The organism is Halomonas sp. HL-93 (genome assembly GCF_900086985.1).
Classification (GTDB): Bacteria; Pseudomonadota; Gammaproteobacteria; order Pseudomonadales; family Halomonadaceae; genus Vreelandella.
Window position 1 is genome coordinate 552543 of sequence record NZ_LT593974.1, and the last position, 12143, is coordinate 564685.

The following is a 12143-nucleotide window of genomic DNA, read 5'->3' on the forward strand; positions in this document are numbered from 1 at the left end:
TGGTGATTTCACTGAGCGTGGGCCTTCAAAACAAAAAGCGTTAAGGAGCCTTGCATGTTAGACGAGTGGAAAGGAAAACGAGTACTGATTACCGGTGCCAGCCGGGGCATAGGCGCGGCAGTCGCCAAGCAGTTGGGGGCGCTGGGTGCCCATGTGGCGGTGCACTACCACAGCAGTGACGCACCCGCCGAAGCGGTGGTCAAGGCGATCAACGAGGCAGGCGGCGAGGCCTTTACCCTCAAGGCCGACGTCAGCCAGTCAAGTGAAACAAAGCGGCTGGTCGATAACGCCGCCGAGCGCCTGGGCGGTCTGGATGTGTTGATCAATAACGCCGGTGACATGCTGGGGCGGGTTGGTCTAGCCGAGATGGACGATGACCAGTACGACCGGGTGATGGATCTCAATGTGCGCTCGGTGGTTATGGCCAGCCGCGCGGCGCTGCCGCATTTCCAGCGTGCGGGGGGCGGTAATATTATTCACACCACCTCGATTGCTGCGCGTAATGGCGGTGGGGGAGGTGCAGGCCTGTATGCCTCGGCGAAGGGCTTTGTGAGCACCATAACGCGCAATATGGCCAAGGAGTTGGCCGGGGATAATATTCGTGTTAACGCCGTGGCCCCCGGCACCATTGCCACCGACTTCCACGAGCGTCACTCAAGCGAAGGGCATTTGTCGGCCGCCCGTGCATCGATTCCCATGGGCCGCCTGGGCACGGCGGATGAGTGCGTGGGGGCCTATGTTTTCCTCGGCACGGATGCATTAAGTGGCTATGTCACCGGACAGATCATTGAAGTCAATGGCGGGCAGTTGATGCCATGAGTAGCTCGACACTTAATGCTGAACGTCACAACTGCTATGACATTGTTATCACCATGGGTGACCCTGCCGGTATCGGCCCGGAGATCATTTGCCGTGCGCTGGATGCCATGTCCGCCGCCGAGCGCGCCACTGCCATGGTGGTTGGTGACCCGGCGATTTATCGCCGCGCGGCGGCGAGTATTGGCGCTAAGCTTGAGTTCGTGCCGCTGGAACAGGTTGAGCGTGGCGAGGATTGTGTGGCTATCGGCGTGGTTGACGTGCCGGAGGGCGTCAATATTCCCGATGGTCGGGTTAGCGCCGGTGCTGGTGATATGGCGTTTCGCTGTGTTCAAAAAGCCGTCGAACTGGTGCAGGCGGGGCGCGCCCGTGTGATTGTCACCGCGCCGCTGAACAAGGCGGCGCTGCATGAAGCCGGGCACCACTACGATGGTCACACTGGGATGCTTGCATCGCTGACCGGTGCGCCCTCATCGTTTATGCTGCTGGCGTCAGAGACGCTCTCGACACTGCATGTTTCCACCCATGTCTCGCTGCGGGGCGCCATCGACCGGGTGACCCCCGAGCGCATCATCGCCACGGTTGAAGCCGGTCATGCGCACCTTGTGGCGCTGGGCTTGCAGGCGCCGCGCATCGCCGTTGCTGGGCTCAACCCGCACTGCGGCGAAGGCGGGATTTTCGGCGATGAGGATAGCCGCTGCATCGCTCCGGCGGTTGATCGCTTACGCGAGCGCGGCTTTGATGTGAGCGGGCCGATCTCGGCGGATACGGTGTTTTACCGCGCCGCGCAAGGCGAGTTCGATCTGGTGATTGCCCAATACCACGACCAGGGCCATATCCCCGTCAAACTGATCGCCTTTGACACTACGGTGAATGTCAGCCTTGGCTTGCCACTGCAGCGTACTTCGGTGGACCACGGCACCGCCTTCGATATTGCCTGGCAGGGCAAAGCCGATGCCACCAACATGGGATCAGCGGTTGCCTACGCCCGACGACTCGCCAGTGGCGCTAAATCATGACGGGCTGTCGATTGGTGGTTATTGCCGACGATCTATCGGGTGCGCTGGATGCTTCTGCCCCGTTTGCTGCGTACGGGGCGGATGCCTTTGGTGATCCGCAATGGCTAGTCCGCTTGCACGCCCAGCTCAGGCCAAACGGTGGAGCGCGCTAACCTCGACTAAAAACCCTTATCTGAATGGTTGCGCGATTGCAGGCGACCAACTAGGTTTGAAACTGGTGGTATGATACGTATACAGCAAGATGGTCGGTTACTTCGGCTGAAGCCACCCGCACAATGACCAACAACAAATTCAGTGGTTGTGAGGAGTACACGATGAGCCACAAACGCCAACACCGCCTAACTAAGACCCGCCTGCTGACTGCCACGCTAATTGCAGCGGGTATCGGCATTGCCGGGACCGTCCAGGCCGCTGAAGAGCTTCGCTTCGCCCACGTCTATGAAACCTCTGAGCCCTTCCACGAATGGGCACTGTGGGCTGCAGATGAAATCGAAGAACGTACCGATGGCCGCTACACCATGAAGGTGCACCCCGCCTCTTCGCTGGGTAAAGAGGAGGATATCAACGAGGGGCTGGAGCTTGGCACGGTGGATGTTATTTATACCGGCACGCAGTTTGCGGGCCGTGCCTATGGACCGATTGGCATTGCGGGGGCTGCCTATATGTTCCGCGATTTCGATCACTGGCAGGCCTTTGCCGATAGCGACCTATTCCAGGAAATTGCCCAGGGCTATGAGGATAAAACAGGCAACGTCCCCATCGCGCTCAACTACTACGGTGAACGCCATGTCACCTCCAACGAGGCGATCAATGAGCCAGCGGATATGGAAGGTCTGAAAATCCGTGTTCCCAACGCGCCGATGTATATGATGATGCCGGAAGCAGTCGACGCGAATCCTACGCCTATTGCATTTGACGAGGTGTATCTTGCGTTGCAACAAGGCGTGGTGGATGCACAGGAAAACCCGCTACCGACCATCCGTGCCAAGGCATTCCACGAAGTACAGGATTACATCAACCTGACCGGCCACATTACCGACTCGTTGATCACCATTGTGGGCGGGCCTCGCTGGGATCAGCTGTCGGAAGAGGATCGTGAGATCTTCCGGGAGGTTTTCCAGGAAGCCGCCGAGAACAATACCAAGGATATCCTCAAGTCCGAGGAAGAATTGGTCGCCTGGTTCGAGGAGCAGGGCAACACCGTCAACGAAGTGGACCGCGAGGTCTTTCGTGAGGCTGTTGTGCCTGAACATAACGGCGATGCCGCCACCTGGGACGAAGAAACCTACGAGCGACTTCAGGAAATCGGCAAGTAATCTTACTCTTCGACAGCACTCCGCTCTGGTGAGCGGAGTGCCTGGAGTCTTGTGCCATGAATGACACGCGAGACGATTCCCCGCCCATCGGCGATCCGATGATTGATTTTGAGGCTGGCTTCGACGATACCCCGTTCAGACTAAGCGACTACCGGCTTGAGGATCTGGTGACCCTGATCCTGTTTTGGGCACTGATTCTAGTCGTATTTGCCCAGTTCTTTAGTCGCTACATACTGGGTGACTCGATTGGCTGGACCGAGGAAATCGCCCGTTATCTGCTGATCGGGGTGGGTTTTCTGGGCAGTGTGATGGCCGCCCGTAATGGCAGCCATATTATGGTGGAGTTCTTCTACCACTATATGCCGGGGTGGCAGGCGCGCTTGATGGAAGGTTTGGTCAATATCGTCAGCTTGATCTTCTACATCGCGATGGCCTGGGTAACCTTTCAACTGGCATCGCGCACCAACAGCCTGATGGTTTCCATCGACCTGCCCAAGAGCATTATCTATTTCACGGTGTGTGCTGCGTTTGTATTAATGGCCATGCGCACCGTTCAGCGGCTTTATCTGAAATATCGGACGCGTCCCCATGACGTATGAGGGATGGTTTCCCGCCGTGCCATTTTAATCGAGAGGCCTGCTATGTCCCGACTTTCCGTGATGCGCTGGCAAAAGCCGCTGATATCACCACTTCTGACGGTGTTGGCGGTGCTGGGCTGCGTGATATTACCGCTGATGGGCTACCATCTTGCCTTTCTGTTTTTCGCGCTGTTTACCATGCTGGTGCTCGGGGTGCCCATCGCGATTAGCCTGGCGGGTGCCTGTTTGATGTTTGTGCTGATCACTGGGCAAATACCCAACATCGTCGTTGCCCACCGTATGATTAACGGCATCGACAGCTTCCCGCTGCTGGCGATTCCGTTTTTTATTTTCGCTGGCAGTTTAATGAACAACGGTGGCATTACCGAGCGGATCTTCAATTTCGCCAAGGCCCTGATGGGCTGGATGCGTGGTGGCCTTGGGCATGTCAATGTCGGCGCCAGCATCGTGTTCTCAGGCATGTCGGGGGCGGCAGTCGCCGATGCCGGTGGCCTTGGCATGATTGAAGTAAAAGCCATGAAAGACGCCGGGTACGATGAAGAGTTCGCGGTGGGGATTACCGCCGCTTCCTCCACTATCGGGCCGATTATCCCGCCTAGCTTGCCCATGGTGATTTACGGGGTCATGGCGTCCGCTTCGGTGGGCCAGCTGTTTGCAGCCGGGTTGCTGCCGGGGCTGCTGATGGGTGCCATGCTGATGCTGATGATCTTTATTATCTCGCGTCGGCGTGGTTATCAGCGCGACGCGGTATTCTCAATGCGCGTCCTTGGCCATACCTTCACGCGGGCTTTTTTATCGCTACTGACCCCGGTCATTATCGTTGGTGGCATTATTACCGGGGCTTTCACACCCACCGAGGCGGCGGTGGCCGCCGTGTTCTACGCGCTGCTACTGGGCGTGGTGGTTTATCGCACACTGACCTGGCGCAAGCTGCTTAAAGTCAGCATGGAAACCATCGAAACCACGGCGGTGATTCTGTTGATCGTCTCTTCAGCGTCGATCTTCGCTTGGATACTTACCAGCAATCAGGTTACTCAGAATGTGATTGCCCTGATGGGCCCCTTCGCCGACAGCAAGGTTGCGGTGCTGATGATGGCCAATATCGTGCTGATTATCGTCGGCTGCTTTATGGAAACCATTGCGGCGATCACCATTTTGGTGCCAGTACTTCTTCCGATGGCGGTAGCAGTGGGCGTAGACCCGGTTCACTTCGGCGTGATCATGGTGCTCAATCTGATGATTGGGCTGCTGACCCCGCCGGTGGGCATGGTGCTCTACGTGCTGTCCAGAGTCTCCAACGTCAGCTTTGAGCGCTGTATGCGCGGTACGATGCCGTTTTTGATTCCGCTGGTGATCTGCCTGCTATTGGTGACCTTTATCCCGGCGATCTCAATGTGGTTACCCACGCTGATCTACCGCTGATAACGGGCTTGCTTCGCCCCGATGCTCGGCATACTGCGCCAAGGAGAAATCGAACAATGACGGACACTTCGCTTGATTTTCGCGTCGCCCGTGAAGACCTCACTCGCTTTATGCAGGCAGCACTCGCCGCCGCTGGGGCTAACCAAGTCTCAGCAGATGCGGTAACCCGCGCCCTGGTAACGGCCTCGCGCATGGGCACTGATAGCCACGGCCTGCGCTTGTTGCCCCACTATTTGCGGGCGCTCCAAGGCGGGCGTATCAAAGGCACGCCCAACATGGTGTTTCATCAGCGCTTACCCGCCACGGGCTTTTTAGATGCGGACGATGGGCTGGGGCATCTGGCGGGCTACACCGCCATGGAGCACGCTATGGCGATGGCGGAAGCAGTGGGCATGGGCGCCGTTGCCGTGGGTAACTCATCGCACTTTGGCGCGGCGGGCTGCTACGCGCTAGCGGCGGCGGAGCGTGGTTATGTGGGAATGGCGTTCTGCAACTCGGATCCCTTTGTGCTGCTTCACGATGGCGCCAAACCTTTTCATGGCACTAACCCCATTGCCTTTGCGGCGCCGGTGGCGGGGGAGTTGCCCTACCTGCTGGATATGGCAACCAGCGCGGTACCCTGGAATCGCGTGCAGCAGTTTGACGCCATTGGCCGTGAGTTGCCCGATCAAGTTGCCGCTGATGCCACCGGGGAGGTCAGCCGCAATCCCAGCGAGGTGGCGGCATTACTGCCGCTAGGGGGCCGCGACTTTGGCTTTAAGGGCGCAGGGCTCGGTGGCATGGTGGAGATACTGAGTTCGATGCTGTCGGGAATGCAGCACGGTTTTAAGCTTCTTCCCATGGGGGGGCCGGATATGTCGACGCCCCGAGGAGTGGGGCACTTTTTTCTGGTTATGAAACCCGACGCATTTGTGGATGAGGGCACATTTGCGCGAGGGCTGGCTGCTTATCTGGCTGACCTGCGTGCCCAACCCGCCTCTGCCAATGCCAGGGTAATGGCGCCGGGAGATCGGGAATGGCGCTGCCAGGCAAAACGCGATGCTGAGGGGATTCCCTTGGATTCTGCCAATCAGTTAGCCTACGTCGAGATCGCTGAACAGTATCGAATATCGACGCTCTCTCGACTCGGTTGAAGGATAATGATCAGAAATGCAGTAAAATGGCGGCGAATTTCAGGTTAACCAGGGGTGACTGCCTATGAGCAGATACCGGATCGAGCGTAAAACGCTGTCCGAACAGGTGGCCGAACAGCTCGAGGCGGAGATCCTCGAGGGGCGGCTAAGTGAAAATGATCAATTGCCTTCAGAAAGAGAGTTGATGGAGCAGTTTGGTGTTGGCAGACCCGCGGTGCGCGAAGCGCTGTTTCATCTTCAACAGCTTGGGCTAATTGCCATCAACAGTGGCACTCGCGCCAGAGTGATTCGCCCCACTGCCGAGGCGGTCATGGCCAGGCTATCCGGGGTAACCCGGCAACTGCTTTCCAAACCCGATGGTCAGCAGTATTTTCAGGAAGCGCGGGCCATGTTCGAGATTTCGTTGGCTCGCTATGCCGCTCGCAATGCCAGTGACGAAGACCTGGCGCGGCTGCGCGGTGCGCTTGCCGATAACCGCGACGCCATCGGTGACGAAGCACGCTTCAAGCGTTCCGACAATGAATTCCATGGCGTCTTGGCGAGCATCGGACGCAACCCGATTTTCGACGCTATTCATGTGGCGCTGTCGGAATGGCTGGACGACCGGCGTGCCCAGGTGTTGCAACAGAAGGACGAAGACAAGGCGGCCACCGCCGCGCATACTGATATCGTCGAGGCGATTGAGTCGCGTGACCCGGATGCGGCCGAAGCGGCGATGCGCCGTCATTTGGACCGTCACTATGGCACCTATATGCAGCTCAAACAGCGCTTGGCCCCAGCCCCTGATTGACACGGTCACCACCTGCCAGTATCAAGCTAGTATGCCCTGTAGCAATACGGCCCGCCTAAAGCGGGCCGTATCGTTTCCTACCCACGTTTACGCCATAGCAGGCCTACAGCGAGACGCCGCGCTTCCAGGGAATGAAGTCATACTGAGCAAGCGTCACCGCACGTGGCCGGTAACGCCCAGACGCCGTCTCGATGCACATTTCCAACAAGCGGTCAGCCAGTTCGCCGATTTCTACCTCACCGCGAATGATCGGGCCGGCATCAAAGTCGATGATGTCACTCATGCGTGTGGCAAGCGCGCTGTTGCTAGCGATTTTGAGCACCGGCGTGACCGGGTTTCCTGTCGGCGTGCCAAGCCCAGTGGTGAACATGATCAGGTTGGCACCGGATCCGGCAAGCGCGGTGGTCGATTCCACGTCATTGCCCGGGGAGCACAGCAGACTGAGCCCCGCACGTGTTTGTGGCTCGGTGTAGTCGAGCACGTCGACCACCGGGCTGTCGCCGCCTTTCTTGGCGGCGCCAGCAGACTTCATGGCGTCGGTGATCAGGCCATCGCGGATGTTGCCAGGCGATGGGTTCATCGAAAAATCGGCACCCACCAGCGCCGCATGACGCTGATAGGCCTCCATCAGCTCGCTGAACCGCTCGGCCACCGCATCGTCACTGCAGCGGGCGATCAGCTCGTGTTCCACGCCACATAGTTCTGGAAACTCGCTGAGGATGCCGCTGCCGCCTAGCGCCACCAGGCGGTCGATCACCGCGCCAACCAGCGGGTTGGCGGAAAGCCCGGAAAAGCCGTCCGAGCCCCCGCATTCCACGCCGATGCTGAGCTTCGACAGTGGCGCGGGGGCGCGTTCGACCTGATTGGCCGTGGCTAACCCATCGAAGATAGTGGTCAGGGATTCGCGTATCAGCGCCTGCTCGCTGAGACTTGCCTGCTGCTCGAGATAGTGCACCGGGCGTAGCCCCTTGGGGTCGCGCGCATCAACGGCGGCCTTGATCATGTCGATCTGCGCTTTCTGACAGCCGAGGCTGAGTACCGTAGCGCCGGCCACGTTGGGGTGGCAGATATACCCGGCGAGCAATTGGCAGAGTGCCTGGGCGTCGCCATCCGTGCCGCCGCAGCCGAGGGTGTGGGTCAAGAATCGCACACCATCAACGTTGGGAAACAGTCGCTCGCGGGGCGACGACGACTCGCCCGCATCTCCGTGCAGTAGCTCGCGGGCAAGCTGCTTGTACTCGCGGAACGGGTCTTCGCCCAGGGCATCGGCGACGCACTGGCGCAGCACCTCGATATTGCGATTCTCACAAAACACCAGTGGAACGACCAGCCATACGTTGGCGGTGCCGACTTGGCCATCCGGACGATGGTAACCATCGAAGGTGGCGCCATGAAAATGCGAAACGTCTGGCGCCTGCCAGTTGCCGCGTTTCGCCTGAGGCACGGTGCTAGCGGTGCTGTGCTCGACATTGTCGGTAGTGATGGCCGCACCTTGGGCGATGGGCTGGGTAGCGCGCCCCACGGTAACGCCGTACATGATCACGGTATCGCCGGGCTCAAGGGGCGTGAGAGTGAACTTGTGCTTGTGGCGAACCATCTCGGTGAGCGTGATTCGCTGCCCACCGTCGATGATCTCGGCGCCGGCGGGCAGGTCCTTCAGGGCGACACGCACATTGTCGGCGGCATGGACGCGCAGGGTGGCCAGCTGGCCGCTATCATTGGCAATGGTCTGGCTCATGGCAAGGCTCCTCGCACAGCGCTAGTGATCGGCAACGACGGTCTGGTGCTGCTCGCCGAGCCCTTCGATGCCCAGGCGCATGCGTTGGCCGGGCTTGAGATAAACCGGCGGCTGTTGACCCATGCCGACCCCCGGTGGGGTGCCGGTGGAGATCACATCGCCCGGCTGCAGGCTCATGAAACGGCTTAGATAGCTGATCAAAAAGGGGACCTGGTAGACCATGGTGCGGGTGTTGCCGTCCTGGTAGCGCTTGCCATCCACCTCGAGCCACATATCGAGCTGGTGAGGGTCTGCCACCTCGTCGGGGGTAACCAGCCAAGGGCCGAGCGGTCCGAAGGTGTCGCAGCCCTTGCCCTTGTCCCAGGTGCCGCTGCGTTCGAGCTGGAACTCGCGCTCTGAGACATCGTTGACCACACAGAAGCCAGCGACGTGCTGCATAGCATCGGCTTCGTCGATATAGCGGCCGGGCTTGCCGATTACCACGCCGAGTTCGACCTCCCAATCGGTTTTCTGGGAATCGCGGGGGATGATCACCTCGTCATTCGGGCCACAGATGGCGCTGGTCCATTTGTTGAAGATCACTGGCTCCGGGGGAACCTGGGCACCGGTCTCGGCGGCATGGTCTGAATAATTCAAGCCGATGCAGATGAACTTGCCCACGCCGGCAACGCAAGGGCCGATGCGCGTATCGGCAGGCACTTCCGGCAGGCTCGTGGCGTCCAGCTCGGAGAGCCCCTTGAGGGCCTGACGGTCGAGATAATCTCCGGCGAGGTCGGTGACATGGGCCGAGAGGTCGCGGACAACGCCGTGGTCATCCAGCAGGCCGGGCTTTTCATGGCCGCGCGGGCCGAAGCGTAACAATTTCATCGGTCGGTTCCTCGATTGTCTTGATAGCAAGTGGTTTTGCGAACCTTAGCCGCGTTGGCAAGGGGCGGTTCGGCATCCAAGAGGTCAGATTAGCCAGCCGCCATCGATGATCTGGGCGGTACCGGTGGTATAGGCCGACTCGTCGGCAGCCAGATAGGTGGCAAGGGCGGCAATTTCTTCCGGGCTGCCGAGCCGACCCTGGGGCTGCCTGGCAATAAATTCGGCGTAGACATCATCTTCCAGTCGACCCTGCCGCTGGGCTTGTTCGCCAATGCGCTGGCGCAGCGAAGGGGAGTCCACGGTGCCGGGGCAGATGGCGTTGCAGCGTATCCCTTGCCCGATGTAGTCGGCGGCCACTGACTTGGTCAGGCCGAGCACCGCGGCCTTGGTGGTGCCGTAAGCGCAGCGGTTGGGCACGCCCTTGAGACTTGAGGCCACCGAGGCCATGTTGATAATGCTGCCACCGCCGTTGTTGAGCATGGCCGGTAGCAGGGCGCGAGTGATGCGCATCATGGCCATCACATTCAGCGAGAGCGACAGCTCCCAGTCGTCATCGCGGCCATCCAGCAGCGAGCCGTTGGCCACGAAGCCGGCGCAGTTGAAGAGGATGTCGACCGCGCCAATGTCGGCGGCTAACGCCTTGATGGCAGCGGTGTCCAGCACATCAAGTTGGCGCGTGGTGATGCCGGAGGTGTCGGCCAATTCAGCGAGGCTCTGGGCATTGATGTCGGTGGCAATGACCTGCGCGCCCTCGGCAGCGAAACGCAGTGCCGTAGCCCGGCCGATGCCCTGGCCGGCGGCGGTGATCAGGGCCGTCTTGTTGTTGAGTCGCATGGCGGTTCCCGGTGCTGTTGTTGTTGATCCGGTGATGATCGCTCATCGGTCTGTTGCAATAGCCACTGCGAAGGTGGCGGTCATCGCGTCACTAACGATACGTCATATGGTATGACAGGATGCTAGGATGACGTTTATCCAAGTATGGCCTAGTTACTCGCCGTTGCCAACATCCTGGGATCTGCCATAAAACGTAAAAGGGACGGCCGAAGCCGTCCCTGATAGTTCCTCTGATGATTTTCTTGAAAGCTCTCCTAAGCGTGCCGGATGACGAAGGCTTAAAGCGCGCGGATAGGCGGCGGCGTGGCTAGTATTTCGAAAGCTATCAGTTGCCGCTTACGTCAGTAAGGTTAGGCAGCCACGTCACAATACCGGGGAACGCGATCAGGATGACCATCACCACTAGCAAGGCAGCGTAGTAGGGCAGCATGGCCTTAACGAGCTGTTCCATGGAAACTCTGCCAACCCCGCAACCGACGTACAGGCAGGTGCCCACGGGTGGTGTCAAAAGACCAATGCCCAGGATAAATGCCATCAATACGCCGAAGTAGACTGGGTCGATGCCGACCGATTCGACAATGGGCGTTAGCATCGGTGCCATGATCACCATGGCGGGGGTCAGGTCCATGACAAAGCCTACCAGCAGCAGCAGGCCCGCAACGATCAGCAATAGCAGGAAGGGGTCCTGGGTAATCGCTTGCACTTGGGTGACCAGCGTTTGCGGTACCATGTTAATGGTTAAAAACCACGCGATAACGGTGGCAAAGGCCAGCAGCAGCAATACCATGCCGGTCAGGCGGGCGGTGCGGATCAGCATGCCCCATAGTTCAGTAATCTTAAATTCGCGGTAGACCACCAGTGAGATAAACAGCGAGTAAAGCAGCGCTGCGACGGCGGCCTCGGTGGCGGTAAAGACGCCCGCAATAATGCCCCCGATAACGATGAACGGTAGCACCAGCGCCAGCCACGCCGCTTTGAAGGCTTGCCATAGTACATCTAAGCGGAACTTACGGGTCTGACCGGCGTGCCCTATGCTGGCCATGATGAACGTCGTGACCATTAGCCCAAAACCGATCAATATCCCCGGCACAATGCCCGCTATAAACAGGCGGCTAATTGACGTTTCGGTCACAATGCCAAATAAAATCAATGGAATAGAGGGCGGGATAATAATGCCGATTACCGACGAAACGGTGTTGATCGCGGTGGCTTGCGGTGCGGTGTAACCCTGCTTGGTCATGGAGGGAATCATCATCGCCCCAGTGGCGGCGGTGTCGGCCACGGCTGAACCGCTAATCCCACCGAAGAACATAGAGCCAGTAATCGCCACCTGACCTAAACCGCCGCGCACGAAGCCTACCAGGGCCCCCGCTAATTCCATTAATCGGCGGGCGATACCACCGTTGCTCATTACTTCGCCGACCATGATAAAGAACGGTATCGCCAGCAGCGGAAAGCTATTGACCCCGCGAACCGACTGCTCGATCAGGATTGACAGCGGAATATCAGAGATAAAAGCCATAACAACGGCAGCAATGCCTAGACCAAACGCAATAGGCAGGCCCAGAGCTAGCGAAGCAAAAAGAATGCCGAGAAATATCCATAGCAT

At 59.0% G+C, this 12143-nt stretch carries 12 protein-coding genes; 8 read left to right on the top strand and 4 right to left on the bottom strand.

What is annotated here, in order from left to right; all coding sequences use genetic code 11:
* Positions 1–54: 54 nt before the first annotated feature.
* The 8 genes from GA0071314_RS02455 (at position 55) to nanR (ending at position 7095) form a co-directional block, all read left to right on the top strand.
* Positions 55–819 carry an SDR family NAD(P)-dependent oxidoreductase gene (locus GA0071314_RS02455; RefSeq protein WP_074395154.1) on the top strand — a complete coding sequence of 255 codons (765 nt, stop codon included), beginning with the start codon at positions 55–57 and terminating at the stop codon, positions 817–819.
* On the top strand, positions 816–1835 hold the full coding sequence (pdxA, locus tag GA0071314_RS02460) for a 4-hydroxythreonine-4-phosphate dehydrogenase PdxA (protein ID WP_074395155.1): 1020 nt from the start codon (positions 816–818) through the stop codon (positions 1833–1835). The genes GA0071314_RS02455 and pdxA overlap by 4 nt, the downstream gene beginning before the upstream one ends.
* Positions 1832–1987, top strand: coding sequence for a hypothetical protein (locus GA0071314_RS19460; RefSeq protein ID WP_156524087.1), 156 nt, complete (start codon positions 1832–1834; stop codon positions 1985–1987). The genes pdxA and GA0071314_RS19460 overlap by 4 nt, the downstream gene beginning before the upstream one ends.
* 162 nt (positions 1988–2149) lie before the next feature.
* A complete protein-coding gene (locus GA0071314_RS02465; protein ID WP_074395156.1) occupies positions 2150–3151 on the top strand; it encodes a sialic acid TRAP transporter substrate-binding protein SiaP in 1002 nt (333 codons plus the stop codon).
* Positions 3152–3207: 56 nt separating this feature from the next.
* Complete coding sequence (locus tag GA0071314_RS02470; RefSeq protein ID WP_074395157.1) at positions 3208–3750, top strand: TRAP transporter small permease; 543 nt, start codon at positions 3208–3210, stop codon at positions 3748–3750.
* Positions 3751–3792: 42 nt separating this feature from the next.
* The gene (locus GA0071314_RS02475) at positions 3793–5172 is read left to right on the top strand and encodes a TRAP transporter large permease (RefSeq protein ID WP_074395158.1); all 1380 of its coding nucleotides are present in this window, start codon (positions 3793–3795) and stop codon (positions 5170–5172) included.
* Positions 5173–5228: 56 nt separating this feature from the next.
* Positions 5229–6305, top strand: coding sequence for an Ldh family oxidoreductase (locus GA0071314_RS02480; protein ID WP_074395159.1), 1077 nt, complete (start codon positions 5229–5231; stop codon positions 6303–6305).
* Positions 6306–6369: 64 nt separating this feature from the next.
* Positions 6370–7095, top strand: coding sequence for a transcriptional regulator NanR (gene nanR, locus GA0071314_RS02485; RefSeq protein WP_074395160.1), 726 nt, complete (start codon positions 6370–6372; stop codon positions 7093–7095).
* A gap of 103 nt (positions 7096–7198) precedes the next feature.
* Here nanR and GA0071314_RS02490 read toward each other — a convergent pair whose 3' ends face one another.
* The 4 genes from GA0071314_RS02490 to GA0071314_RS02505 all read right to left on the bottom strand — a co-directional run bounded on the left by GA0071314_RS02490 (position 7199) and on the right by GA0071314_RS02505 (position 12143).
* Positions 7199–8833, bottom strand: a complete 1635-nt coding sequence (locus GA0071314_RS02490) for a UxaA family hydrolase (protein ID WP_074395161.1) — start codon at positions 8831–8833, stop codon at positions 7199–7201.
* A 21-nt stretch (positions 8834–8854) separates the two neighbouring features.
* Positions 8855–9700, bottom strand: coding sequence for a fumarylacetoacetate hydrolase family protein (locus GA0071314_RS02495; RefSeq protein WP_074395162.1), 846 nt, complete (start codon positions 9698–9700; stop codon positions 8855–8857).
* Between the two features lie 84 nt (positions 9701–9784).
* Positions 9785–10534 carry an SDR family oxidoreductase gene (locus tag GA0071314_RS02500; RefSeq protein ID WP_074395163.1) on the bottom strand — a complete coding sequence of 250 codons (750 nt, stop codon included), beginning with the start codon at positions 10532–10534 and terminating at the stop codon, positions 9785–9787.
* Positions 10535–10859: 325 nt separating this feature from the next.
* The gene (locus tag GA0071314_RS02505; protein ID WP_074395164.1) at positions 10860–12143 is read right to left on the bottom strand and encodes a TRAP transporter large permease; all 1284 of its coding nucleotides are present in this window, start codon (positions 12141–12143) and stop codon (positions 10860–10862) included.

Bases quoted from the DNA above. Each gene is read 5' to 3' on its own strand.
- nanR (WP_074395160.1), top strand. From the start codon at position 6,370: ATGAGCAGATACCGGATCGAGCGTAAAACGCTGTCCGAACAGGTGGCC.
- GA0071314_RS02500 (WP_074395163.1), bottom strand. From the start codon at position 10,534: ATGCGACTCAACAACAAGACGGCCCTGATCACCGCCGCCGGCCAGGGC.
- GA0071314_RS02455 (WP_074395154.1), top strand. From the start codon at position 55: ATGTTAGACGAGTGGAAAGGAAAACGAGTACTGATTACCGGTGCCAGC.
- GA0071314_RS02490 (WP_074395161.1), bottom strand. From the start codon at position 8,833: ATGAGCCAGACCATTGCCAATGATAGCGGCCAGCTGGCCACCCTGCGC.
- GA0071314_RS02470 (WP_074395157.1), top strand. From the start codon at position 3,208: ATGAATGACACGCGAGACGATTCCCCGCCCATCGGCGATCCGATGATT.
- GA0071314_RS02495 (WP_074395162.1), bottom strand. From the start codon at position 9,700: ATGAAATTGTTACGCTTCGGCCCGCGCGGCCATGAAAAGCCCGGCCTG.
- GA0071314_RS02475 (WP_074395158.1), top strand. From the start codon at position 3,793: ATGTCCCGACTTTCCGTGATGCGCTGGCAAAAGCCGCTGATATCACCA.
- GA0071314_RS02505 (WP_074395164.1), bottom strand. From the start codon at position 12,143: ATGCTATGGATATTTCTCGGCATTCTTTTTGCTTCGCTAGCTCTGGGC.
- GA0071314_RS19460 (WP_156524087.1), top strand. From the start codon at position 1,832: ATGACGGGCTGTCGATTGGTGGTTATTGCCGACGATCTATCGGGTGCG.
- GA0071314_RS02465 (WP_074395156.1), top strand. From the start codon at position 2,150: ATGAGCCACAAACGCCAACACCGCCTAACTAAGACCCGCCTGCTGACT.
- GA0071314_RS02480 (WP_074395159.1), top strand. From the start codon at position 5,229: ATGACGGACACTTCGCTTGATTTTCGCGTCGCCCGTGAAGACCTCACT.
- pdxA (WP_074395155.1), top strand. From the start codon at position 816: ATGAGTAGCTCGACACTTAATGCTGAACGTCACAACTGCTATGACATT.